The sequence below is a fragment of the Stenotrophomonas maltophilia group sp. vghtpe118 genome (assembly GCF_052605195.1).
Genome location: NZ_CP199672.1, coordinates 2,151,858 through 2,176,005 on the forward strand (window position 1 = coordinate 2,151,858; position 24,148 = coordinate 2,176,005).

Annotated in this window: 24 protein-coding genes; 10 read left to right on the forward strand and 14 right to left on the reverse strand. The window is 66.7% G+C overall.

Annotated elements, in window-relative coordinates:
* Nucleotides 1–14: 14 nt before the first annotated feature.
* The 5 genes from ACUDTM_RS09835 to ACUDTM_RS09855 form a co-directional block, all read right to left on the reverse strand.
* On the reverse strand, nt 15–689 hold the full coding sequence (locus ACUDTM_RS09835; RefSeq protein ID WP_005419445.1) for a DUF484 family protein: 675 nt from the start codon (nt 687–689) through the stop codon (nt 15–17).
* The gene (gene dapF, locus ACUDTM_RS09840; RefSeq protein ID WP_088496538.1) at nt 686–1,537 is read right to left on the reverse strand and encodes a diaminopimelate epimerase; all 852 of its coding nucleotides are present in this window, start codon (nt 1,535–1,537) and stop codon (nt 686–688) included. Before dapF ends, ACUDTM_RS09835 begins: the two co-directional genes overlap by 4 nt.
* A complete protein-coding gene (lptM, locus tag ACUDTM_RS09845) occupies nt 1,530–1,802 on the reverse strand; it encodes an LPS translocon maturation chaperone LptM (RefSeq protein ID WP_072167204.1) in 273 nt (90 codons plus the stop codon). Before lptM ends, dapF begins: the two co-directional genes overlap by 8 nt.
* Nucleotides 1,803–1,884: 82 nt before the next feature.
* Nucleotides 1,885–2,310 (reverse strand): YbaN family protein, encoded by a 426-nt coding sequence (locus ACUDTM_RS09850; protein ID WP_072167205.1) that lies wholly within the window; start codon nt 2,308–2,310, stop codon nt 1,885–1,887.
* Between the two features lie 54 nt (nt 2,311–2,364).
* Nucleotides 2,365–4,476: a S9 family peptidase gene (locus ACUDTM_RS09855; protein ID WP_445391290.1), complete on the reverse strand. Its 2,112-nt coding sequence runs from the start codon at nt 4,474–4,476 to the stop codon at nt 2,365–2,367.
* A 143-nt stretch (nt 4,477–4,619) separates the two neighbouring features.
* Between ACUDTM_RS09855 and ACUDTM_RS09860 the strand changes: the two genes are divergently transcribed.
* Nucleotides 4,620–5,813, forward strand: a complete 1,194-nt coding sequence (locus ACUDTM_RS09860; RefSeq protein WP_088496540.1) for a pyridoxal phosphate-dependent aminotransferase — start codon at nt 4,620–4,622, stop codon at nt 5,811–5,813.
* A gap of 119 nt (nt 5,814–5,932) precedes the next feature.
* On the opposite strand, the gene ACUDTM_RS09865 is transcribed toward ACUDTM_RS09860, so the two are convergent.
* Together ACUDTM_RS09865 and ACUDTM_RS09870 are read right to left on the reverse strand one after the other, a co-directional pair.
* Nucleotides 5,933–8,029, reverse strand: coding sequence for a prolyl oligopeptidase family serine peptidase (locus ACUDTM_RS09865; protein ID WP_072167207.1), 2,097 nt, complete (start codon nt 8,027–8,029; stop codon nt 5,933–5,935).
* 69 nt (nt 8,030–8,098) lie between these two features.
* The gene (locus ACUDTM_RS09870) at nt 8,099–8,398 is read right to left on the reverse strand and encodes a hypothetical protein (RefSeq protein ID WP_088496541.1); all 300 of its coding nucleotides are present in this window, start codon (nt 8,396–8,398) and stop codon (nt 8,099–8,101) included.
* A 128-nt stretch (nt 8,399–8,526) separates the two neighbouring features.
* Here ACUDTM_RS09870 and ACUDTM_RS09875 point away from each other — a divergent pair, with 128 nt between their 5' ends.
* Complete coding sequence (locus ACUDTM_RS09875; RefSeq protein WP_088496542.1) at nt 8,527–9,126, forward strand: lipocalin family protein; 600 nt, start codon at nt 8,527–8,529, stop codon at nt 9,124–9,126.
* Between the two features lie 93 nt (nt 9,127–9,219).
* Here ACUDTM_RS09875 and ACUDTM_RS09880 read toward each other — a convergent pair whose 3' ends face one another.
* From ACUDTM_RS09880 to ACUDTM_RS09890, 3 genes are all read right to left on the reverse strand, one after another.
* Nucleotides 9,220–9,909 carry a methionine ABC transporter permease gene (locus ACUDTM_RS09880; protein ID WP_065196496.1) on the reverse strand — a complete coding sequence of 230 codons (690 nt, stop codon included), beginning with the start codon at nt 9,907–9,909 and terminating at the stop codon, nt 9,220–9,222.
* Nucleotides 9,906–10,913: a methionine ABC transporter ATP-binding protein gene (locus ACUDTM_RS09885; protein ID WP_072167209.1), complete on the reverse strand. Its 1,008-nt coding sequence runs from the start codon at nt 10,911–10,913 to the stop codon at nt 9,906–9,908. Before ACUDTM_RS09885 ends, ACUDTM_RS09880 begins: the two co-directional genes overlap by 4 nt.
* A 179-nt stretch (nt 10,914–11,092) precedes the next feature.
* A complete protein-coding gene (locus ACUDTM_RS09890) occupies nt 11,093–11,989 on the reverse strand; it encodes a DMT family transporter (RefSeq protein ID WP_019660712.1) in 897 nt (298 codons plus the stop codon).
* A 151-nt stretch (nt 11,990–12,140) separates the two neighbouring features.
* On the opposite strand from ACUDTM_RS09890, the gene ACUDTM_RS09895 reads away from it, so the two are divergent.
* From ACUDTM_RS09895 to ACUDTM_RS09905, 3 genes are all read left to right on the forward strand, one after another.
* Nucleotides 12,141–12,623, forward strand: a complete 483-nt coding sequence (locus tag ACUDTM_RS09895; RefSeq protein ID WP_005419468.1) for a YajQ family cyclic di-GMP-binding protein — start codon at nt 12,141–12,143, stop codon at nt 12,621–12,623.
* A gap of 100 nt (nt 12,624–12,723) precedes the next feature.
* On the forward strand, nt 12,724–13,290 hold the full coding sequence (locus tag ACUDTM_RS09900) for a DUF1415 domain-containing protein (protein ID WP_061479870.1): 567 nt from the start codon (nt 12,724–12,726) through the stop codon (nt 13,288–13,290).
* Entirely contained in the window at nt 13,287–14,090 is an 804-nt protein-coding gene (locus ACUDTM_RS09905; RefSeq protein WP_072167210.1) for an SDR family oxidoreductase, read from the forward strand. The genes ACUDTM_RS09900 and ACUDTM_RS09905 overlap by 4 nt, the downstream gene beginning before the upstream one ends.
* A gap of 103 nt (nt 14,091–14,193) precedes the next feature.
* Here ACUDTM_RS09905 and ACUDTM_RS09910 read toward each other — a convergent pair whose 3' ends face one another.
* The gene (locus tag ACUDTM_RS09910; RefSeq protein ID WP_445391291.1) at nt 14,194–16,224 is read right to left on the reverse strand and encodes a M3 family metallopeptidase; all 2,031 of its coding nucleotides are present in this window, start codon (nt 16,222–16,224) and stop codon (nt 14,194–14,196) included.
* Between the two features lie 165 nt (nt 16,225–16,389).
* On the opposite strand from ACUDTM_RS09910, the gene ACUDTM_RS09915 reads away from it, so the two are divergent.
* The gene (locus tag ACUDTM_RS09915; RefSeq protein ID WP_005419475.1) at nt 16,390–16,794 is read left to right on the forward strand and encodes a hypothetical protein; all 405 of its coding nucleotides are present in this window, start codon (nt 16,390–16,392) and stop codon (nt 16,792–16,794) included.
* 47 nt (nt 16,795–16,841) lie between these two features.
* On the opposite strand, the gene ACUDTM_RS09920 is transcribed toward ACUDTM_RS09915, so the two are convergent.
* Entirely contained in the window at nt 16,842–17,954 is a 1,113-nt protein-coding gene (locus ACUDTM_RS09920) for a PLP-dependent cysteine synthase family protein (RefSeq protein ID WP_019660717.1), read from the reverse strand.
* A 125-nt stretch (nt 17,955–18,079) separates the two neighbouring features.
* Between ACUDTM_RS09920 and gloA the strand changes: the two genes are divergently transcribed.
* Together gloA and ACUDTM_RS09930 are read left to right on the forward strand one after the other, a co-directional pair.
* Entirely contained in the window at nt 18,080–18,598 is a 519-nt protein-coding gene (gene gloA / locus ACUDTM_RS09925; protein ID WP_033834977.1) for a lactoylglutathione lyase, read from the forward strand.
* A gap of 95 nt (nt 18,599–18,693) precedes the next feature.
* Complete coding sequence (locus tag ACUDTM_RS09930) at nt 18,694–19,122, forward strand: VOC family protein (protein WP_019660719.1); 429 nt, start codon at nt 18,694–18,696, stop codon at nt 19,120–19,122.
* A gap of 67 nt (nt 19,123–19,189) precedes the next feature.
* On the opposite strand, the gene ACUDTM_RS09935 is transcribed toward ACUDTM_RS09930, so the two are convergent.
* Together ACUDTM_RS09935 and glmS are read right to left on the reverse strand one after the other, a co-directional pair.
* Nucleotides 19,190–19,621 (reverse strand): CBS domain-containing protein, encoded by a 432-nt coding sequence (locus ACUDTM_RS09935; protein WP_005411115.1) that lies wholly within the window; start codon nt 19,619–19,621, stop codon nt 19,190–19,192.
* Between the two features lie 447 nt (nt 19,622–20,068).
* Nucleotides 20,069–21,907 carry a glutamine--fructose-6-phosphate transaminase (isomerizing) gene (glmS, locus tag ACUDTM_RS09940; protein WP_111007814.1) on the reverse strand — a complete coding sequence of 613 codons (1,839 nt, stop codon included), beginning with the start codon at nt 21,905–21,907 and terminating at the stop codon, nt 20,069–20,071.
* Between the two features lie 203 nt (nt 21,908–22,110).
* On the opposite strand from glmS, the gene ACUDTM_RS09945 reads away from it, so the two are divergent.
* Complete coding sequence (locus ACUDTM_RS09945) at nt 22,111–23,388, forward strand: efflux RND transporter periplasmic adaptor subunit (protein WP_072167215.1); 1,278 nt, start codon at nt 22,111–22,113, stop codon at nt 23,386–23,388.
* A gap of 28 nt (nt 23,389–23,416) precedes the next feature.
* Nucleotides 23,417–24,139, forward strand: a complete 723-nt coding sequence (locus ACUDTM_RS09950) for an ABC transporter ATP-binding protein (protein ID WP_005419487.1) — start codon at nt 23,417–23,419, stop codon at nt 24,137–24,139.
* The last annotated feature ends 9 nt before the right edge of the window (nt 24,140–24,148 follow it).

Genomic DNA, 24,148 nt, shown 5'->3' on the forward strand with positions numbered 1-24,148 from the left:
TCGTCCGGTCCTGCTCAGTCGTGGAAGCGCTTCAGGCCAGTGGCCAGGGCGTCGCCCATCATGCGCAGGAACAGCGTGCCCATGCCCGGGTAGAAGCGGTTCGGGTCGTGGCTGCCGACTGCGATCAGGCCGACGCCCGGCAACGGCAGCAGCGCGGTGGTCTGCACTTCCTCGCTGCGCACGCCGTACAGGACGGCATTCTTTTCCGGCTGCAGGCGGCCGCAGATCGGCTCGCCGTCGTTCAGGCAATCGCGGAACGGGCCCAGTTGCGGATCATCGGCAGCAATCACCTGCAGCCAGTCGGCCTGTTCCAGCCCGGCCACCGGCGCATGCACCACCAGCCGCACCAGGTCGCCGGCGAAGTCTTCCTGCAGCGATGCGGCCATCGCGCGCAGGGTATCGGCCGCGTTGTCCTGCTTCATCAGTGCCAGGGTCAGCTGGTGCGTGCGCACTGCCAGGCGTTCATTGACCTGGGCGGTGGCGCCCAGGTCGGCCAACCGTCGTGCCAGCTCGCGGTTCTTCTCGCGCAGCACTTCCAGCTGGTAGCTGGCCAGTGATGCGGTCGGGCCGTCATCGCGCGGCACCACCAGGGTCAGGGCCAGGTCCGGGAACTGCTTGAGGAAGCCGGGATGTCGCCGCAACCAGGCAGCGACTTCATGGGCCCCGAGCTTGTCGACGGTTTCGGTCATGCCATCCACTCCCCTTCGAAGACGAATGCGGTCGGGCCCGCCATCACCACCGGCTGGCCATCGCCCGGCCACTGGATGCGCAGGTCACCTCCGGGCAGGCTGATGCGCGCATCGCGCTGCAGGCGGCCGCGCTGCATCAGGGTCACGGCGGCGGCGCAGGCACCACTGCCGCAGGCCAGGGTCTCGCCGACACCGCGCTCGAACACGCGCAGGCGGGCGTGCGCCGGGCCCATCACCTGGGCGAAGCCCACGTTCACCGAGCGCGGGAACGACGCGTGCTGCTGCAGCAGCGCACCGACGCGTTCAACCGGAGCGGCATCGATCAGGCCCACTTCGATCACCGCATGCGGGTTGCCCATCGACACCGCAGCAAAGCGGACGCTCTCCCCCTGCAGCGGCAGCAGGTATTCCTCGCGCGGATGGGCGAAGCCCATCAGCGGCACGTTGGCCGGCTCGAACGCGGGCACGCCCATGGTTACCGCGAATTGCCCATCACCGAGCACCTTCACTTCATGGCTGGCCAGCGGGCTGTCGATGACGAACGCATCGCCCTGCGCACTGCCCTCGCGCACCAGCCAGGCCGCGATGCAGCGCGCGCCATTGCCGCACTGCTCGGAATTGGAACCGTCGGCGTTCCAGATGCGGTACGAGGCCACCGAGCCTTCCGCACGCGGCGCCTCGATGGTCAGGATCTGATCGCAGCCGACGCCGGTGTGGCGGTCGGCCAGGCGCGCGGCCAGTTCAGGCGTGGGCGGCGCAGTACCGTCACGCAGGTCGATCACTACGAAATCATTGCCCGCGCCATGCATCTTGCTGAAGCGCAAGGCCCTGGAACCGGCCTTACTCATTCCCGCTGCCCGCCTTCTTCGCTGGCGCGGGTGCCGGCTGGGGGGTCGTTGCAGCCGGGTCGACGGTCGTGGCCGGAGCAACGGCGCCCTGGCCCTCGGCCGGGGTCGCCTCGGTGGCGGGCTCGGCGGCCGGTTCGACGGTTTCTTCCACCGGCACCGGCTTCTGCGGCAGTACCAGCGGGCCCTTGTTGCCGCAGGCGGCGAGGAGCAGCAGCGAGGCCGCTGCCAGCGGAATCAGGATGGCGTTTCGATGGGGGATCTTCATGCCCCGAGTATAGCCATTGGCGGCTGAGCGGTTCGTGCAGGGGATCGGGTTGCCGGCCAGCGGCCGGCACTACCGCAGGCGCTCAATCCGCGGGCGGTGGCAACGGCCGCGTCCACAGCCAGATCGCCACCACGGTCATGCTGCCGATCGAGAACCACTTCACCCAGGCGACCGGCACGCACCACAGCATGATGCAGGCGCACACCGCCATGGTGATCGTGGCCATCCACTTGCCGTAGCGGCTGACCGCACCATGTGCCTGCCAGTTGGCGATGGCCGGGCCGAAGCGCGGGTGCTGCAGCAGCCAGGTGTGCAGACGTTCGGACCCACGTGATGCAGCCCACGCCGAGATCAGGATGAATACGGTGGTCGGGAGGCCCGGCACGAAGATGCCGACGATGCCGGTGCCCAGGCTGACGTAGGCCAGCAGCCACCACGCCCAGCGGAAACGCACCACGCGCGGTGGCGTGGCGGTATTGCGGGATGCGGAGGGCTCGGGCAGGCTCATGGCCGCAAGGATAACGGTTCGGGGTGCCCGGCAACGCCCGGCACCCCTTCGCCGTTACGGCTGGGCGATGCCCAGCTGCTGCAGCACGAACGCGTACGACTCGGACAGCTCGCGGTAGCGCTGGAAGCGCCCCGACTTGCCGCCGTGGCCGGCTTCCATGTTGGTGCGGAACAGGATCGGGTAGGGGCCGGTGTTGTGATCACGCAGCTTGGCCACCCACTTGGCCGGCTCCCAGTACTGCACCTGCGAATCCCACAGGCCGGTACCCACGAACAGCGCCGGGTACGCCTGCTGCTTCACGTTGTCGTAGGGCGAGTAGGACAGCATGTAGTCGTAATACGGCTTCTGCTCCGGGTTGCCCCACTCATCGTATTCGTTGGTCGTCAGCGGAATGGTCGGGTCGAGCATGGTGGTGACCACGTCGACGAACGGGACCTGGGCCACCATCACCCGGTAATCCTGCGGGGCCTGGTTGGCCACCGCGCCCATCAGCAGGCCACCTGCGCTGCCGCCGGACGCGGCGACACGATCCTTCGCCGCCCAGCCCTGTGCGACCAGGCCGCGGGTGACGTCGATGAAGTCGTTGAAGGTGTTCTGCTTGTGCAGCAGCTTGCCGTTCTCGTACCAGTCGCGGCCCATTTCCTGGCCACCACGGATATGGGCAATGGCATACACCACGCCGCGGTCGAGCAGGCTCACCGCCGTCTGGTTGAAGTACGGATCCATCGACATGCCATAGCTGCCATAGGCGTACTGGAACAGCGCGCCCTTGCCATCCTTCTGGTAGCCCTTGCGGTAGACCAGCGACACCGGCACCTGCACCCCATCGCGCGCGGTGATCCAGACGCGGTCGGTTTCGTACTTCGAGGCGTCATAGCCGATCACCGGCTGCACCTTCAGCTGGCGACGCTCACCGGTGGCGGTGTTCAGCTCGAACACGGTGGTCGGGGTTGTCATCGAGGTGTAGACGTAGCGCAGCCACGGCGTATTGGCCTCGGTGTTGTCGCCCAGGCCCATCGAGTACGCCGGCTCATCAGCCTTCACGTAGTCGCTGCGGCCATCCTTGAACAGCAGGCGGATGCGCTCCAGGCCCTCGGAACGTTCGGCGATGGCGGTGTAGCTGTCGAACAGCTCGAAGCCTTCGATGAACACCGCATCGTCATGCGCGATCCAGTCCTTCCACTGCGCACGCGAGGTGGCATCGGTCGGTGCGGTGACCAGCTTGAAGTTCTTCGCACCGTCGTTGGTGCGGATCACCCAGCGGCCGTCGTAGTGGTCGGCGTCGTACTCGACGTCACGCTGGCGCGGGGCCAGCACGGTGAAGGTGGTCGGATCGCTGGCCGGTGCGTAGCGCTCTTCCGAGGACACAGTGCTGTGCACGCCGATGGTGATGAAGCGATCGTCGCGGGTGCGGCCGATGCCCATGTAGAAGCTGTCGTCCTTCTCTTCGTAGACGACGGTGTCGGCGCTGGCTGGAGTGCCCAGCACGTGCTTCTTCACGCGCACGGTGAGCAGCGTTTCCGGATCGTTCTCGACATACAGCACGGTGCGGTTGTCGTCGGCCCAGACCAGGTCGCCGGAGCTGCCGGTGATCACATCGGGCAGCACCTTGCCGGTGGCCAGATCCTTGAAGCGGATCGTGTACTGGCGGCGGCCGACATCATCATCGGCCCAGGCCAGCAACTGGTTGTCCTGGCTGACCTCCATCGAGCCGACGCTGAAGTAGCCCTTGCCGGCAGCCATCGTATTGACGTCCAGCAGGATTTCCTCGGCGGCCTCCATGCTGCCCTTGCGGCGCGCGTGGATGGGGTAGTCCTGGCCGGTCTCGAAACGGCTGTAGTACCAGTAGCCGCGCTCGCGCGCCGGCACGCTGGAATCGTCCTGCTTGATGCGGCCGACAATCTCCTTGTACAGGGTGTCTTCCAGTGGCTTCAGCGGTGCCAGCAGCTGGTCGGCGTAGGCATTCTCGGCCTGCAGGTAGGCCAGCATGTCCTTGTCCGCGCGCTTGTCATCGCGCAGCCAGTAATAGTCATCGTTGCGGGTCGCGCCGAACGGCGCCTTGACCACGTGCGGATGCCTGGCGGCGTCCGGCGGAACGGGCGGAGTGGCGGCGGTAGCAGTCGTGGTCATCAGGCTGGCGAGCAACAGGCAGAGGGTGGACTTCATGAAGTAGGGTTCCTGGCGCATCAATGCAATGGTCTTCGGCGGGGTCAGATCCCTTTTCCCGAAAAGGGATCTGACCCCAATCGCAGCCAAGCGGCAACCCTGCGGATCGTCATGGGCCATGCCGACCGGCGTACCATGGATCCATGAGTACCCTGCCCCACACGCCGGGCTACAGCCGGCGCAGCCATGAAATCGCTCCGTTCCATGTGATGTCCCTGCTGGCCCGCGCGCAGGCGCTGGAACAGGCCGGCCACGATGTGATCCACCTGGAAATCGGCGAACCGGACTTCACTACCGCCGAACCGGTCGTGCGGGCCGGCCAGGCCGCACTGGCCGCCGGCCATACCCGCTACACCGCCGCACGTGGCCTGCCGGCCCTGCGCCAGGCGATCAGCGGTTTCTATCGCAGCCACTACGGTCTGGACATCGACCCTGAACGCATTCTGGTCACCCCGGGTGGGTCCGGTGCGCTGCTGCTGGCCAGCAGCCTGCTGGTCGACCCCGGCCGCCACTGGCTGCTGGCCGACCCCGGCTACCCCTGCAACCGCCACTTCCTGCGCCTCGTCGAAGGCGGCGCACAGCTGGTGCCGGTCGGCCCGGACACTGCGTACCAGCTCACGCCGTCGCTGGTGGAACAGCATTGGAATGCCGACAGCGTCGGCGCGCTGGTTGCCTCGCCGGCCAACCCGACCGGCACCGTGCTCTCCGCCGACGAACTGGCTGCACTGTCGCAGACCCTGCACGCGCGGGGCGGCCACCTGGTGGTGGACGAGATCTATCACGGCCTGACCTACGGCCTGGACGCGCCCAGCGTGCTGCAGGTGGACGACAACGCATTCGTACTGAACAGTTTTTCCAAGTACTTCGGCATGACCGGGTGGCGGCTGGGCTGGCTGGTGGCGCCGCCGTCCGCAGTACCGGATCTGGAGAAGCTGGCGCAGAACCTGTACATCAGCGCCTCGAGCATCGCCCAGCACGCCGCGCTCGCCTGCTTCAGCGAGGAATCCATGGCGATCTTCGAGCAGCGCCGCGACGCGTTCCGCCAGCGTCGCGACTTCCTGCTGCCGGCACTGCGTGAGCTGGGCTTCCGTATCGAAGTCGAGCCACAGGGCGCGTTCTACCTGTACGCCGACGTCAGTGCATTCACCGACGACGCGCAGGCATTCTGCGCGCATTTCCTGGAAACCGAGCAGGTGGCGTTCACCCCGGGCCTGGATTTCGGCTTCCATCGTGCCAACCAGCACGTGCGCCTGGCCTATACCCAGGAGGTACCGCGATTGCAGGAGGCGGTGGCGCGGATTGCGCGCGGATTGAAGCGTTGGCAGGGATCACGTTGACGGTAGTGCCGGCCGCTGGCCGGCGACGGCATCATCCACGCATGGCAGGTTTGCCGGCCAGCGGCCGGCACCACCGGGCAAAGAAAAACGCCGCCCTGGGGCGGCGTTTTCCGTTCTGCTTACTTGCCGCCCAACCGCTCCCACAGGAAGCTGTACGCCAGCGCCGACATGTGCGCGGCCTGCGCGTTGTTGGCGGCGCCGCCGTGCCCTCCTTCAATGTTCTCGTAGTAGGTCACGTCCTTGCCGGCGTCGATCATCTTCGCCGCCATCTTGCGGGCATGCCCCGGGTGCACGCGGTCGTCGCGGGTCGAGGTCGTGAACAGCACCGGCGGGTAGTTCTTCTTCGCGTTGAACAGGTGGTACGGCGAGAAGGTCTTGATGAACTCCCAGTCACTGGTATCCGGGTTGCCATACTCGGCCATCCATGAGGCACCCGCCAACAGGTGGCTGTAGCGCTTCATGTCCAGCAACGGCACCTGCACCACCACCGCACCGAACAGCTCCGGGTACTGGGTCAGCATGTTGCCGGTCAGCAGGCCACCGTTGCTGCCGCCCTGCACGCCCAGGTGCTTGGCGCTGGTGATCTTGCGCTTGACCAGGTCCCGCGCCACCGCGGCCATGTCTTCGTAGGCCTTATGGCGGTTCTGCTTCAGCGCCGCCTGGTGCCAGCGCGGGCCGTACTCGCCGCCGCCACGGATGTTGGCCACCACGTACACGCCGCCCTTCTCCAGCCAGGCGCGGCCCATGCCACCGGAATAGCTCGGGGTCAGCGAGATCTCGAAGCCACCGTAGCCGTACAGCAACGTCGGATTGGAGCCATCGAGCTTCATCGCCCTGTCGTGCACCACGAAGTACGGCACGCGGGTGCCGTCCTTGCTGGTGGCGAAGTGCTGCTCGATCACCTTGCCCTTGGCGTCGAAGAAGGCCGGCATGGTCTTCAGCGTTTCCGGGGCCTGGCCGATCTCGGCCAGGGCCAGCGTGGTCGGGGTCAGGTAATCGGTGGCGGTCAGCCACACCGCGTCGCTGTCATTGCTGTCCACTGCAGCCACGCCCAGCGTGCCGAAGGCCGGGGCGCCGACGAAGCGGCTGGTCTGCCAGCCATTGGCGCCCGGGGTCAGCACCGACAGGCGGTTCTTGACGTCGTCCAGCACGTTCAGCACCAGGTGGCTTTTGGTCCAGGTGGCGCTGGCCAGCGAGGTGGTCGCGGTCGGGGTGAACAGCACCTCGAAGTCGCGCTTGCCGGCAAGGAAGTCGTCCAGCTGGATCGCCAGCAGCGAACCGGACGCATAGGTCTTGCCGCCCACGGTCCACGGGTCGCGCAGCTCCAGGGTCAGCCACTGCTTGTGCAGGCCCTTCTCGGCCGAATTCGGCGCGTCGATCTTGGTCAGCGTGCCGTCGTCGCCACGCAGGTAGAGTTCGTTGTTGTAGAACGCCAGCGTACGGCTGACCAGGTTGCGCTCGAAGCCCGGGGTGTCATCGTGCATCGCCGCGATGTACATGTCTTCCGGCTTGCCTTCGTACACCACGGTGGCCGAGGCCATCGGCGTGCCGCGCTTCCACAGCTTGGCCACGCGCGGATAGCCGGACGTGGTCATCGTGCCGGCACCGAAGTCGGTGTAGACGAACACGGTGTCGCGGTCGACCCAGTTGAGGCCCCCCTTCGACTCCGGACGGAAGAAGCCGTCCTTGATCCAGGTCTTGTTGGCCAGGTCGAACTCGCGGGTGACGTCGGCGTCGGCGCCGCCGCGCGACAGCGCGATCAGGCAACGGCTGTAATCCGGGCGCAGGCAATCGGCGCCGTGCCAGACCCAGTTCTCACCCTCGGCCTTGTTCAGCGCATCCAGGTCGAGCACGGTCTCCCACTGCGGCGACGCCTTGCGGTACTCGGCCAGGGTGGTGCGCCGCCACAGGCCGCGCTCGTGCTGCTGGTCCTTCCAGAAGTTGTAGTAGTAGTCGCCGATCTTCTGCACGCCCGGAATCTTGGCATCGGAATCGAGCACCTCGCGGATGCGGGTCTCCATCTGCTTGAAGGCCGGGGTCTGCGCCAGGCGCGCCTCGGACTTGGCATTCTGTTCCTTGACCCAGGACAGCGGCTTGTCGCCGGTAACGTCCTCCAGCCAGGCGTAGCGGTCGGTATCTTCAGCGGCCACGGCGGTCCCCACCGAGGCAGCGGTCATCATGCCGGCCAACAGGCAGGCGGAAGCGAGTCGTGACATTGCAGCTCCAGGCAGTCATAAGCCGTGGAACGCTAGCACGGAATGCCGCGGCCTCCCCCGTGTCGAAGGTCAGGCCGTGGCCGCCGGGCCGCGCCGGCGACGCGCCTGTCCACCGGTACGCCGCACCTTCGGCAGCCGCGACAGGCGCGGCAGCGGGAAGCGCAACAGCGCCCACCAGGCCGCGAGCGGCATGCCGATCAGCCACATCGGCAGCCAGCCCAACCACGCGCTGCTGCCACGTGCCGCTGGCCAGACCAGTACCAGCGCCAGTCCGGCCAGCACCAGTTGCCGCACGCCACGCAGCAGGCGCGGGTCGGCGCGTTCGATGATGCGTTCAGTTGCAGAGTGACGGACGGAACGTGTGTTCATGAGCCTTCTCCGGTAGACAATGCAACACAGCTTGGGCAAGCCCCTTCTCACAGATTGCGACACCATTGACGGATCGCGCACGCTCAGTCGACCATGCTCAGGCAAAGCCCTCCTGAGCCCGCTCCCGCATGACTTCGATCCGCCCGCTCTGCGCCGTGTTGCTGGCCCTGTCCCTGGCGGGCCCCGCCATGGCGGTCGGTGAGCCGCCATCACCCCGTGCCAGCGCCCCGCGCGCCAATCCGGATGCCCCGATCGACCTCAAGCGCTTCATGGGCACCTGGTACGTGATCGGCCGCGTGCCGAACTTCATCGAACGCGGGCACGTCGCCAGCGTCAACGAGTACGAGTTGCGCGACGAGCACAAGGTCGGCATCACCTACCGCTACCGCGACGGCTTCGGCGAACCCCTGCAGGAGATCCGCGCACGCGCCAGCGTCGACCCGGACAGCGGCAACCACGGCTGGCGCACCTGGTTCTACCGCGTGGTGCCGACCCACTCCCGGGTGCTGGACGTCGCCCCGGATTACTCGTGGGCGCTGATCGGTTATCCGGGCCGTGAGATGGCGTGGATCTTCTCGCGCACGCCGGACATGGACAAAGCCCTGTACAAGGAGCTGGCCGAGCGCCTGCGTGACGAGTACGGGGTGAACACCGACAAGCTCAAGCGCGTGCCGCAGCACCCGGAGCAGGTCGGCAAGCTGGGCTACGAAGTACCGAACGCGCGTTGACCGCACGTGGAATTGCCGGCCAGCGGCCGGCACTACCGTTTCCAGGCAATGGGGTAGAGCCGGCCGCTGGCCGGCTACCGGCAGGCGTAGCGGTTACTTGCGGCTGTAATGCGCGACCAGGCGGTCGCCGAGCATCTGCAGCAGCTGCACCAGGACCAGCAGCAGGACCACGGTGACCAGGGCCACGTCGGTGTGCGAACGCTGGTAGCCATCGCGGAACGCCAGGTCGCCGAGGCCGCCGGAACCGATCGCACCGCCCATCGCAGTGAAGCCGATCAGGGCCACGGTGGTGACGGTGGCACCGGCGATCAGGCCGGGGCGCGCTTCCGGCAGCAGCACGCGGGTCACCAGCTGCCAGGTGGTGGCGCCCATCGCCTGGGTCGCCTCGATGACGCCTCGATCCACTTCGCGCAGCGCGGTCTCGACCAGGCGCGCATAGAACGGCGCTGCGCCGATCACCAGCGGCACGATCGCGCCGCGCACGCCCAGCGAGGTTCCCATCAGGAACAACGTGACCGGAATCAGCACGATCATCAGGATGATGAAAGGCACCGAGCGCAGCAGGTTCACCACCAGTGCCAGCGCGCCATAGGCGAACGGCCTCCGCTTCATCTGTGGCGCGCCGAACAGGTACAGCAGCACGCCCAGCGGCAGGCCGATGGCCAGCGTCAGCGGCAGCGAACCGAGCAGCATCAGCAGCGTGTCGAGGGTGGCCTGGCCGATGTCGGCCCACTTGCCCGCATCCAGGTGACGGAAGAAGCCGCCAGCAGCAGCAATGATCATCGACGCAGCTCCTCGACGTGCACGCCGGCGGCCACGAAGGCAGCCTGCGCGGCGGACTGGTCGCCGCCCACCAGGGCGACCACCAGCTGGCCATACGGGGTGTCCTTGATCCGGTCGATACGGCCGGACAGGATGTTGTAGTCGACCCCGGTCTGCCGCGCGACGCTGCCGAGCAGGGGTTCGTAGGTGTCGCCACCGAGGAAGGTCAGGCGCACGATACGGCCGCCAACGGCATCGAAATCACGGTGCAGCGCGCCCTCGTCCACATGCTCCGACTCGCTGACGAACCGGCGCGTGGTCGGATGCTGCGGGTGCAGGAACACCCGGGTGACCGGACCGGTTTCGACCATCTGGCCGGCATCGAGCACCGCAACGCGGTCGCAGACACGGCGGATCACGTCCATCTCGTGGGTGATCAGCACGACGGTCAGGCCGAGCTCGCGATTGATCTTCGACAGCAGTGACAGCACCGAAGCAGTGGTCTGCGGGTCGAGCGCACTGGTGGCCTCGTCGCACAGCAGGATCTGCGGACGGGTCGCCAGCGCGCGGGCGATGCCGACGCGCTGCTTCTGGCCACCGGACAGCTGCGCCGGATACTTCTGCGCATGCGCTTCCAGGCCCACGGTCTGCAGCAGCTCGGCCACACGCGCGTCGATTTCCGCCTTCGGCGTGCCGGCCAGTTCCAGCGGAAAGGCGACATTGCCCGCCACCGTGCGCGACGACAGCAGATTGAAATGCTGGAAGATCATGCCGATGCGCCGGCGCAGCGCGCGCAGGCCGTCGGCGTCCAGCGCGGTGACATCCTCACCACCAATCAGCAGCCGGCCACCGCTGGGTTCTTCCAGGCGGTTGATCATGCGGATCAGGGTCGACTTGCCGGCGCCGGAATGGCCGATGATGCCGAAAACCTCACCGGCCTCGATGGTCAGGTCCAACGGTTGCAGCGCGCTGATCTCGCGGCCGGCAACGGCATAGGATTTGTGCAGGCGCTGGAACTCGATCACGGGCGTGGCTCACCGGCTGGGTGACGGAAGGGGGCGTGCAGCCTACCAGCGCAGGCGGTCGCGCGCCCGCGCCATGGGCCAGAATGTTATTCCTTTTGGTTCTAACGTACCTGCTCCGGCGCGGGTTCCGGGGTCGGATCCCCGCAGGGGCTCTGACCCCGCTTCCCGGCCAAACCGGTTCAGGGATGATCCAGCGGCTTCGGCGGCTCCTGCCTGTTCACCCGCTCGCGGTGCAGCAGGTAAAGCCCCGAAGCCACGATGATTGCCGCGCCCACCCAGGTATAGCCATCGGGCAGCTGGCCCCAGAAGGCCAGGTCCCAACCGATCACCCAGACCAGCCCGCTGTACTCCAACGGCGCGATCATCGAGGCCTCGCCCAGCTGGAAGGCCCTGGTCAGGGCGATCTGGCCCAGCGCCCCGGCCAGGCCCATGCCACCGATCAGCGGCGCATGTGCCAGCTGCAGTGGCACCCAGCCGGGAAGGGCCAGCAGCCCGGCACCGATGGCCATGATCACCAGGAACCAGACCACCATCGACTGCGAAGTATCTGTGCGGGTCAACAGGCTGACCGTGATCGCGGCTACGGCATAGGCAGTGGCCGCGGCCAGCACCATCAGCCCCGGCACCGAGATGAAGCCATCGACGCCCGGCCGCAGCACCACCAGCACACCGACCAGGCCAATCCCGATGGCGACCCAGCGCCGTGGCCCGACCCGCTCGCCCAGCAGCGGCACCGACAATGCGGCGATCAGCAGCGGGGCAACGAAATAGATCGTGTAGGCAGTGGACAGCGGCAGGTCGCGCAGGGCGAACACGAAGCAGCCGATCATCGCCATGCCCAGCGCACCACGCAGCAGGTGCAGCCCCCAGCGGCGCGGCACCAGCGAACGCGGCCCGGCGCTGGCCAGCACCCAGACCAGCACGAATGGCAACGAGGCCGCGCCGCGCAGGAAGGTCACTTCCAGGGTGGGGTAGCTGGCCGACAGCTGCTTCATGCCAGCATCCATCAGCGAGAAGCAGGCGACCGCAGCGACCATCCAGGCCACTGCGCGCGAGGGGGAGCGTTGCACGTTCATGGCCCATTATCGCCGACCGCACGGGATTGTAGAGTCGAGCCATGCTCGACTGCCTTGTGAAGAGCAGTCGAGCATGGCTCGGTTCTACAAAGGGCGGGCGTGGGGCCCTCGCGATAGAATGGCCGCCACTGAATCCTGCGGAGCATCGCCCATGCCTTCCTTCGACGTCGTGTCTGAAGTCGACACCCACGAACTGACCAACGCCATCGACCAGGCCAACCGCGAACTGGCCACCCGCTTCGATTTCAAGGGCGTGGATGCCAAGTTCGAACGCGATGGCGATGTGATCAACCAGTTCGCGCCGACCGAGTTCCAGCTCAAGCAGATGAACGACATCCTGCGTGCACGCCTGGCCGCGCGCGGCATCGATGTGCTCAGCCTCGAATTCGGCGACATCGAGACCAACCTGGCCCAGGCCCGGCAGAAGATCACCGTCAAGCAGGGCATCGAGCAGAAGATCGCCAAGAAGATCGCTGCTGCGCTGAAGGAGGCCAAGCTGAAGGTTGAAAGCCAGATCAATGGCGACAAGCTGCGCGTGCAGGGCAAGAAGCGTGATGACCTGCAGGACGCCATCGCCGTGCTCAAGGCCGGCAAGTTCGAGCTGCCGCTGCAGTTCAACAATTTCCGCGATTGATCTGGCCGCCGGGCATGGCCCGGCGCCGGCACCTGCGGTAAGACGGTGCGTTGCAAGCGACGCGCCTACAATGTCCGCCCCGCCAGCCGACGTGCCCGCCATGACCGACGCCCAACTACCCACCGAGGACCCGATCGCCGCCACCCGCCTGTGGCTGGAACGCATCGTCATCGGCCTGAACCTGTGCCCGTTCGCCAAGGCGGTCTACGTGAAGGACCAGGTCCGCATCGTGCTCAGCGATGCGACCACGACGGAAGCCCTGGTTGAGCAGCTGGCCGAGGAACTGGTCCTGCTGCGCGATACGCCGGCCGAGCAGATCGATACCACGCTGATCGTGCATCCGCAGGTGCTGACCGATTTCCTCGACTACAACGACTTCCTCGACAACGCCGACGCGGCGATCGAGGCGCTGGACCTGCAGGGCATCCTGCAGGTGGCCAGCTTCCACCCCGACTACCAGTTCGACGGCGTGGCCGCGGACGACGCCAGCAACTACACCAATCGCGCGCCCTTCCCCACCCTGCACCTGCTGCGCGAAGACAGCGTGGCGCGCGCGGTGGACGTCTATCCGGATCCGGACGTGATCGTCGAGCGCAACATCCAGACCCTGGACCGCATCGGCGTGGACGGCTGGCATCGCCGCCTGCGTGGCGAAGACCTGTCGTGAGCACGGTGCCGCCGATTGCCGCTTGGCCGGCCGCGCCGCTGTCGGGCAAGGTGGTGCTGGTCACCGGCGGCGCCAACGGCATCGGCCGTGGCATCGCGCAGGCCGTGCTCGGCGCCGGTGGCCGCGTGCTGATCGGCGACCTCGACGTGGAGGCCGGCGAGGCGTGCCTGGCGGAATGGCAGCGTGGTGAGGATGCCGTGTTCCAGCGCCTGGACATCACCGACGAAGCCAGCGTGCGCGCCCTCATCGCCGTGGCCCTGCAGCGTTTCGGCTGCATCGACGGCCTGGTCAACAACGCGGGGATTGCCAGCCCGCACGGCACGCTGCTGCAGGACATGGACTGGGACGAGTGGCAGCGCCGGCTGTCTTCGCTGCACGGCGCGTTCCTGTGCAGCAAGCATGCGTTGCCGGCGCTGACCGCCAGCGCCGCCGGTGCGATCATCAACATCGCTTCGACCCGCGCCTGGCAATCCGAGGCACACAGCGAAGCCTATGCCGCAGCCAAGGGCGGACTGGTCGCGTTCACCCATGCGCTGGCGATCAGCAGCGGCCCGGCGGTGCGGGTGAACAGCATCAGTCCCGGCTGGATCGGCACCTGCGAGTGGCAGGCACCCTCACGCCGACACGCACCGGAGTATTCGGCCACCGACCATGCGCAACACCCGGTCGGCCGCGTCGGCCAGCCGGAGGACATCGGTGCGTTGGCCGTTTACCTGCTGTCATCACTGTCCGGTTTCAGCACCGGCCAGGATTTCATCGTCGACGGCGGCATGACCCGGAAGATGATCTACGCCGAATGACCCGCCACCGGTAGTGCCGGCCGCTGGCCGGCATTCCGGTAGATCCACGCCATGCGTGGATGGCGGTGAAGTGCCAACCAAGGTTGGCACCCACCACCATGGATTACGCCATGCCCGAGTGGCGCAGCAGCGCATCGATCTGCGGAGCACGGCCGCGGAAGGCCTTGAAGTTGTCCGCCGCCGGGCGGCTGCCACCGCGCGACAGGATCTCATCACGGAAGCGTGCGCCGGTTTCAGCCAGTGCCTGCGGCGCTTCCTCGAAGGCGGCATAGGCGTCGGCGCTGAGTACCTCGGCCCACTTGTAGCTGTAGTAACCCGCGGCGTAACCGCCCGCAAAGATGTGGCTGAACTGGTGCGGGAAGCGGTTCCAGGCCGGCGGGTGGTTCACCGCCACTTCCGCGCGCACGCGGTCGAGCAGCGCCAGCACGCTGTCCTGCGCTGGTTCGAACTGGCTGTGCAGCAGCATGTCGAACAGGCCGAACTCCAGCTGGCGGACGGTGGCCATGCCGCTGTGGAAGTTGCGCGCGGCCAGCATGCGCTCGTACAGCGCGCGCGGCAGCGGCTCGCCACTGTCCACATGCGCGGTCATCGCCTGCAGGTGGTCCCATTCCCAGCAGAAGTTCTCCATGAACTGGCTGGGCAGCTCCACCGCATCCCATTCCACGCCGTTGATGCCAGCCACGCCCAGTTCGCTGATGCGGGTCAGCAGCTGGTGCAGGCCGTGGCCCATCTCATGGAACAGCGTGGTCACTTCGTTGTGGCTGAAGGTGGCCGGCTTGCCGTTGGCACCGCGGCCGAAGTTGCACACCAGGTAGACCAGCGGCGTCTGCACGCTGCCGTCGGCGCGCACGCGACGGTTGCGGCAATCATCCATCCACGCCCCGCCGCGCTTGCCCTCGCGGGCGTACAGGTCCAGGTAGAACTGGCCAACCAGCGCGCCCTGCGCATCGACCAACCGGAAGAAGCGCACATCCTCGTGCCACACCGGCGCGCTGTCCTCCTGCACGCGCAGGCCGTACAGCTGCTCGATCACCGAGAACAGGCCGCCCAGTACCTTCGGCTCGGTGAAATACTGCTTCACTTCCTGCTCGGAATAGCTGTAACGCGCCTGCTTCAGGCGGTCGGCGGCGAAGGCCAGGTCCCAGGCCTGCAGGCTGTCGATGCCGAGCTGTTCGCGCGCGAACTGCTCCAGCTCGGCGCGGTCCTTGGCGGCGAACGGCTTGGCACGCGCGGCCAGGTCACGCAGGAAACCGAGCACTTCGGCCGGGTCCTGCGCCATCTTGGTCGCCACCGAGTAATGGCCGTACGAATCGAAGCCGAGCAACGCAGCCAGTTCGGCGCGCAGGGCAAGGATGCGGTCGATGTTGCCGCTGTTGTCCAGTGCGTCATCGCCGAATTCGGACGCACGCTGGGCGCTGGCGCGGTACAGGATCTCGCGCAGGTCGCGGTCCTCGCCCCAGGTCTGCACCGGCAGGTAGCACGGCATCTGCAGGGTCAGTTTCCAGCCGGCCTTGCCGTCCTTCTGTGCTGCGGCATGCGCGGCGGCCTTCACGTCTTCCGGCAGGCCCTTCAGCCGCGCTTCGTCTTCGATGAACAGCGACCAGGCATCGGTAGCGTCGAGCACGTTCTGCGAGAACTTCGCCGACAGCGCCGACAGTTCTTCCTTGATCGCAGCAAAACGCTGCTGCGCCTCGGGCGCCAGCTCGGCGCCGCCCAGGCGGAAGTCGCGCAGGGTGTTGTCCAGCACCTTGCGCTGGGCTTCATCGAAATGCGCCGCCTCCGGGCTGGCGGCCAGCGCCTGGTACTGGCGGTAAAGCGCCAGGTTCTGCCCCAGCGCACTGGCGAAGCGGGTCACCCGCGGCAGGTTGCTGTTGTAGGCCTCGCGCAGCTCCGGGGTGTTGACCACGCCCTGCAGGTGGCCGACCAGGCCCCAGGCGCGCCACAGGCGCTCGGTGGCATCGTCCAGCGGGGTCACGAAGGTCTGCCAGGTGACCGGCTGCACCTGCTCGGCTGCGCTGACGGCGGCTGCGGCCTCGGCCAGCAGCACATCCAGCGCCGGCGCCACGTGCTCGGGGCGGATCGCCTCGAAGCGCGGCAGGCCGGAAAAATCGAGCAGGGGGTTGGCAACGGTCACGGCAGGTCTCCAGGGTACGGGCCCGGCAGGCGGGCAGCCCGGTAGATATGGCGCTGCCAGGCATCGCTGACAAGGGGGCACGGCATTCACATCGGCCTTACGCATGCCCCCCGAAGCTCTGGGTGCGGGGGAGTCCGCAGCGGCACGTACCGAACGAGGCCCAACATGGAAGGTCTGGCTGCAGTTGCATCCGCCTCACCGGCGCGGTCGCTGGCACTGTCTGCCAGCGCGGCCGAACTGGCCTGGATCGCCGCGCTGTGCGATGCCGGCGACGACGCCCCGCGCCACCTGCAGCAGTTGCAGGCGGTGCTGCAGCAGGGCGGCACGTTCAATGAAAGCCAGGAGTGGTACCCGTTCGAAGTGGTCGAGCGCGGCGCCAGCCAGCTGCAGCTGGGCCATGAGCGCGAGTTCGTGATCTGCGTGCTGCTGTGGTTGCAGGCATTGGCCCAGGGCCGCGCCAGCATCCTGGATCCCACCCTGCACCTGGATGACCGTGCGATGGACATCGAGGCGTTGCCTGATGCGCTTCGCGACGCGGTGCTAGACGCCTTCACCGCAGCGGGGTACTGAGACACCGTCGCGGACGCCAGCATGGCCCGGCGCGAGCTTCGTCCGTGCTACAGCGCTTCCAGGCTGCACCATGGCAGCTCGGGCAAGCCCTGCCCGGCCACCGCAGCGGCCAGCTGTGCATCGGCGCCATCGACATCGATGCCCTGGCGCGCGTACCACGCCGGGTCGTAATAGCTCTGCGCATAGCGCTCGCCGCTGTCGCACAGGATGCTGACGATGCTGCCCTGGTGGCCCGCCTCGCGCATCCATTGCGCGGCCTGCAGCACGCCGATGAAGTTGGTGCCGGTCGAGCCACCGACACGGCGGCCGAGCTGGCGGCTGACATGGCGCATCGCCGCCAGGCTCAGTGCGTCGGGTACCTTGACCATCGCATCGACGCTGGTCGGGATGAAGCTCGGTTCCACCCGTGGCCGGCCGATGCCTTCCACGCGCGAACCACCACTGCAGGTCAGGTCGCGCCAGTCCTGTTCACCGGCCACGGCGGCCCGGTAACCGTCGAAGAACACCGACACTTCCGGGTCCGCGCACAGGATGCGGGTGTCGTGGCGGCGGTAGCTGACATAGCGGCCCAGGGTGGCGGCGGTACCGCCGGTGCCGGGGCTGCACACGATCCATTCCGGAACCGGGCTGGGCTCTTCGGCCATCTGCTTGAAGATGGACTCGGCGATGTTGTTGTTGGCACGCCAGTCGGTCGCGCGCTCAGCGTAGGTGAACTGGTCCATGAAGTGGCCACCGGTTTCACGGGCCAGCTTTTCCGAATCACAGTTGAGGTCGCAGGCGCGTTCGACAAGATGGCAGCGGCCGCCTTGGAACTCGATCGCGGCGATCTTTTCAGGCGAGGTGGTGGCCGGGATCACTGCAATGAACGGCAGGCCGAGCAGGCGCGCGAAATAGGCTTCGGACACCGCCGTCGAGCCGCTGGACGCCTCGATCACCGGTCGCCCTTCGCGCAGCCAGCCATTGGCCAGCGCATACAGGAACAGCGAGCGCGCCAGCCGGTGCTTGAGGCTGCCGGTGGGATGGCTCGACTCATCCTTCAGGTACACATCGATGCCCTCGAACCCGGGCAGCGCCAGCGGGATCAGGTGGGTATCGGCGGAGCGGTTGAAATCGGCTTCAATCTTGCGGATGGCGGCGGCCACCCATTCACGCTGCGACATGGCGGGCAATCGTTGTCAGGACGGAACGGTGCGATCCGGCCATTGTACGTCGCGGTACCGTCAGGTGCTGGCCGGTAGAATGCCCCCATCCGGCCGGCAACGGCCCTGTCTGAAGGACCTCCCCCATGACCATTCCCGCCCTGCGCGATGTCCCCGGCGTCGCCGCCCAGGCCCCGGCCGAAACCACCGGCTTCGTGTTCAACCACACCATGCTGCGGGTGAAGGACATCACCGCCTCGCTGGACTTCTACACCCGCGTGCTCGGCTACCAGCTGATCGACAAGCGCGACTTTCCCGAAGCCCAGTTCAGCCTGTACTTCCTGGCCTACGTCCCAGCTGGCGTGGCGGTTCCGGAAGATGACAGCCAGCGCCGCCTGTGGATGGCCGGCCTGCCGGGCGTGCTGGAACTGACCCACAACCACGGCACCGAGAGCCAGGACGGCGCGGTCTACCACGACGGCAACAGCGACCCGCGCGGCTTCGGCCACATCTGCGTGTCGGTGCCGGACATCGAGGCGGCCTGCCAGCGCTTCGAGGACCTCGGGGTAACCTTCCAGAAGCGCCTGACCGACGGCCGCATGAAGAACCTGGCCTTCATCAAGGACCCGGACGGCTACTGGGTCGAGATCATCGCCAACGTCTGACCCCGAAAAGGGGACGGAGGGGATTAAGCCGTTTCTGGCACTATTGTGCTGGAAGCGACTTAATCCCCTCCGTCCCCTTTTTCTGTGAGGTTCGTATGGAAACGATGGAACTGCACCGTGGCCGCCTGATCGACCACATCCAGCTGGTGGTGCGTGACCTGGCCGCCAGCCGCCGCTTCTACCAGGCAGTGTTCGATACGATCGGCATCCCACTGGGCGGCGAAGGGCCAGACTTCTTCTGGGCCGACGAGCTGTTCATTTCCAGCGCCAGCAGCCGTGCCGCCGCCGGCCAGTTGACCGGCCGCCACCATCTCGCCTTCCAGGCGCGCGACAGCGCAACTGTTGATGCCTTCCACACTGCCGCGATCGCCGCCGGCGGTACCGACAATGGCGCGCCAGGCGAACGCCCCTACCACCCGGGCTACTACGGCGCCTTCGTGCTCGACCCCGATGGCAACAACATCGAAGTGGTCTATCACGGGCCGGCGAACTACAGCGCCGATTCGGTGAAGGTCACTTTCTGATATCACCGGCGCGGTGAATGAAGAAGCCGGGCAATGCCCGGCTTCTCTGCTTCCAGCGCTGCGGCCCTCAGTGGGCGGCCATGTAGATGTCCTGCAGCACGGCCTTTTCCAGTTCCAGCTCGCCCAGCAGGTTCTTCACGATATCGCCCAGGCTGAGGATGCCGACCAGGCGGGTGCCTTCGGTGACCATCAGGTGACGGCGCCGCGAGTACGTCATCAACGACATGGCCTGTTTCAGCGTGGCTTCCGGCGCAATGCCCTCCAGACCGGTGGACGGCAGGCTGGAAATCACCCGGCGGCCGGCCTGCGGGCCGTCGTCGGCCAGGGTGCGCACGATGTCCTTCTCGGAAATGATGCCGACCGGGGCATCGTCCTTCATCACCACCAGCGCAGCGATCCTGTTCGCGCTCATCTTGTGGGCGGCGGCACCGATCGTGTCTTCGGCATCGATGGTGATGACAGCTTCTTTCTTGGATTGCAGGAGTTCGCGGACGTTCATTCTTGTTTCCTGGTGCAGGTCACTGAAGTCAAAAAAGTGTGCTCTTCCGATACGCCCCCTCCCCGGGAACAGACCTTTCAGCGCACGTCTGGCGCACCCGTCTGCCGCTTGGAATCACTCGGCAGACGATGTGCTGCAACGCGAACGAGGCGGGTTCAATCGCTCAACCCTAACCTCGGCCAGATCGATTCTACGACTGCGACCCTCGGTCACTACCGGCATCGATAGGACAGTTCGTCGTGGGAACCAACTGACGATCCAGAGAATGGCACCGCGGCTGAAACCGCCGCTGAATACAGGCGGCTTCGCGCATTAAAGAATGATTGCCTGCTGCCGACGACGGACAGAACGCCCGGCAGCTGTCCCACTTCGCACTGCGTCCGGCACAAACGAAAGGGGCCTCGCAGGCCCCTTTCGCATGCAGCATCCCACAACTCCGGGAATGCCTTACTCCACCGTCACGCTCTTGGCCAGGTTGCGCGGCTTGTCCACGTCGGTGCCGCGTGCCAGCGCGGTGTGGTAGGCCAGCAGCTGCACCGGGATGGTGTGCACGATCGGGCTGAGCACGCCGGCATGGCGCGGCGTGCGGATCACATGTACGCCTTCGGACTCATTGAAGTTGCTGTCCTGGTCGGCGAACACGAACAGCTCGCCACCACGCGCACGCACTTCCTGCATGTTCGACTTCACCTTCTCCAGCAGGCTGTCGTTCGGCGCGATCACCACCACCGGCATGTCCTCGTCCACCAGCGCCAGCGGACCATGCTTCAGCTCACCGGCCGGGTAGGCCTCGGCGTGGATGTAGGAGATTTCCTTGAGCTTGAGCGCGCCTTCCAGCGCGATCGGGTAATGCAGGCCGCGGCCCAGGAACAATGCGCTGCTCTTGCGCGCGAAACGCTCGGCCCAGGCGGCGATCTGTGGCTCCATGTTCAGGGCGTGCTGCACGCTGCCCGGCAGGAAGCGCAGCTGCTCCAGGTAGTCCGCTTCCTGCGCCGCGTCGATGCGGCCATGCAGCTTGCCCAGCACCACGGTCAGCTGGAACAGTGCGGCCAGCTGGGTGGTGAAGGCCTTGGTCGAGGCCACGCCGATCTCGGCGCCGGCGCGGGTGTAGCAGACCAGTTCGCTGGCGCGCGGGATCGCACTTTCCGGCACGTTGCAGATCGACAGCGTGTGCTGGTGGCCCAACGATTTGGCGTACTTCAGCGCTTCCATCGTATCCAGCGTTTCGCCGGACTGCGAGATGGTCACGATCAGATGCTTGGGGTTCGCGTAGGCCGCGCGATAGCGGTACTCGCTGGCGATCTCCACGCTGCACGGCAGGCCGGCGATGGCTTCGATCCAGTAGCGCGCGGTCAGGCCGGCGTAGTAGCTGGTTCCGCAGGCAATGATCTGCACGCCTTCGATGCCCGACAGCACCGCTTCGGCGTTCTTGCCGAACAGCCCGGCCGGGAAACCACCGGCATCGATCGCCGCCTCGATGGTGTCGCCCAGCGCGCGCGGCTGCTCGTGGATTTCCTTCTGCATGAAGTGGCGGTACGGGCCCAGCTCCAGCGATGCCAGCGATACGTCGGACAGATGCACGTCGCGCTCGACCGGCTGGTCGTGCTCGTCGAAGACGCGCACGCCATCGCGGCGGATCTCGGCGGTGTCGCCCTCTTCCAGGAAGATCACCTTGCGGGTGGCCGAGATCACCGCCGAGACATCCGAAGCGACGAAGTTCTCGCCCTCGCCCAGGCCGACCAGCAGCGGGCAGCCCATGCGCGCGCAGACGAAGCGCTCCGGCTCGGCGCGGCTGACCACGGCCAGCGCATAGGCACCGGTCAGTTCCTTCACCGTGTGCTGCAGTGCCACCAGCAGATCGTCGCCATCCTTCAGATGATGATGGATCAGGTGCGCGATGACTTCGGTATCGGTCTGCGATTCAAACGTGTAGCCCAGCGCGCGCAGCTTCTCGCGCTGCTCTTCGTGGTTCTCGATGATGCCGTTGTGCACCAGGGCCACACCGTGGCTGATGTGCGGATGTGCATTGGCCTCGGTGACACCGCCGTGGGTGGCCCAGCGGGTGTGGCCGATGCCCAGCACCGCATTGAAGCCCTCGGCCTCGGCCGCCGTAGCCATTTCCGACACTCGACCGGTACGACGGACACGACGGACTTCGGGGCGCTCGGCCTGGTCGATCACCGCGATGCCCGAGGAGTCGTAACCACGGTACTCGAGCCGCTTCAGGCCTTCGATCAGTACCGGCACCACATCGCGATCGGCGATTGCACCCACGATTCCACACATGTCACGCGTTTCCTTGAAGACGATTGCCGCATTCTAGCCTGCGTGTCCGGCTTCCCCCTCCTGTCCGCTTAATGAAAGTGTCCGGAAAGGTGTCCGCGGACACCCGGACACTTCCCCGAAAACCCCAACCCCTTGACCTGAAAGGAAATAAAGTTGGCACGCTACGTGCTTGGTATTGGCTACCACCGACAGGCACGCACCCGATGATCCGCGACACTTCCGCACAGGACCAGATCGTTTCCTCCGCCCCGGCCGGCACCACCCGCGCAAGCTGGCATCGCTACCGCTGGCCGGCGCTGGGCGCCATCGCGCTGCTCGCCGGCATCGGCTGGGCGGTCCATGCCTGGTCCAATGCCAGCCGCTCCTTCGACAGCAGCCGCGTGCGCATCGCCGAGGTGAAGCGGGGCGACCTGGTCCGTGACATCGCTGCCGACGGCCGCGTGATCGCCGCCAACAGCCCGATCCTGTACGCGATCTCGGCCGGTACCGTGGACCTGAAGGTCGTCGCCGGTGACGTGGTCAAGAAGGGCCAGGAGCTGGCGATCATCGACAGCCCGGAACTGCGCAGCAAGCTGGCCCAGGAACAGGCAACGCTGGCCGGCCTGGAAGCCGAGGCCAGCCGCGCCGCGCTGGACGCGACCCTGGCCCGTGCCAAGTCACGCAAGGAAACCGACCAGGCCACCATCGAACGTCAGGCCGCCGACCGCGACCTGCAGCGCTACCAGCGCGGCTACGACGGCGGCGCGGTACCGCAGATCGACCTGGCCAAGGCCAAGGATTCGCTGAAGAAAGCCGACATCGCCCTGGCCAATGCCACCACCGATGCGCGCCTGCAGAGCCAGGGCGCCGACCTGGATGCCCGCAACAAGCGCCTGCTGGCCGACCGCCAGAAAGCGGTGGTGGCCGAAGTGCAGCGCCAGGTCGATGCGCTGACCCTGCGCGCGCCGTTCGATGGCCAGGTCGGCCAGGTGCAGGCCGTGCAGTCCACCAACCTGGCCGCCAACGCGCCGGTGCTGGGCGTTGTCGATCTGTCCAAGTTCGAGGTCGAGATCAAGGTGCCGGAAAGCTTCGCCCGCGACCTGGCGATCGGCATGCCGGCGCAGCTGACCGGCGGCAACGGCCAACCGTTCCCGGGCGAGATCAGCGCGGTGTCGCCGGAAGTGGTCAACGGCGAGGTCAACGCCCGCGTGCGCTTTGCCAGCGCGCAGCCGGAAGGCCTGCGCCAGAGCCAGCGGATGTCGGTGCGCGTGCTGCTCGATACCCGCAAGAACGTGCTGAAGGTCGAGCGCGGCCCGTTCGTCGAACAGGGCAACGGCATGGCCTACGTGATGGATGGCCGCACCGCCGTGCGCCGCCCGGTGGAACTGGGCGTCAGCAGCCTGGGCGAAGTGGAAATCAAGTCGGGTGTGCAGCCGGGCGACCGCATCGTGGTCTCCGGCAGCGACCTGTTCAAGGACGCCGAACGCGTCTCCGTCAACTGATACCTGAATCCTGGAGAGAGGACACCCCATGTACATGCTCGAAATGCGTTCGGTCGCCAAGGTCTTCCGTACCGAACAGGTGGAGACCCACGCGTTGCGCTCACTGGAACTGCAGGTCAAGGAAGGCGAGTTCGTCGCCGTCACCGGCCCGTCCGGTTCCGGCAAGACCACTTTCCTCAACATTGCCGGCCTGCTGGAAACCTTCACCAGCGGTACCTACATGCTGGACGGGCAGGATGTGAGCACGCTGGGCGACGACGCCCGCAGCCGCCTGCGCAACCAGAAGATCGGCTTCATCTTCCAGGGCTTCAACCTGATCCCCGACCTGAACCTGTTCGACAACGTCGACGTGCCGCTGCGCTATCGGAAGATGAGCGCCAACGAGCGCCGAGAGCGCATCGAGAAGGCGCTGACCCAGGTCGGCCTCGGTTCGCGCATGAAGCACTACCCGAACGAGCTGTCCGGCGGCCAGCAGCAGCGCGCGGCCATCGCACGCGCCCTGGCCGGCAGCCCGCGCCTGCTGCTGGCCGACGAACCGACCGGCAACCTGGACACGCAGATGGCGCGCGGCGTGATGGAACTGCTGGAGGAGATCAATGCCGCCGGCACCACCATCGTGATGGTCACCCACGACCCGGAACTGGCCGCGCGTGCGCAGCGCAACGTGCATATCGTCGACGGCCAGGTCACCGACCTTGTGCGCGAGCCGGTACTGGCCACGCCACGCCACATCGTCGCCGTCAACGAGTGAGGGCATTCC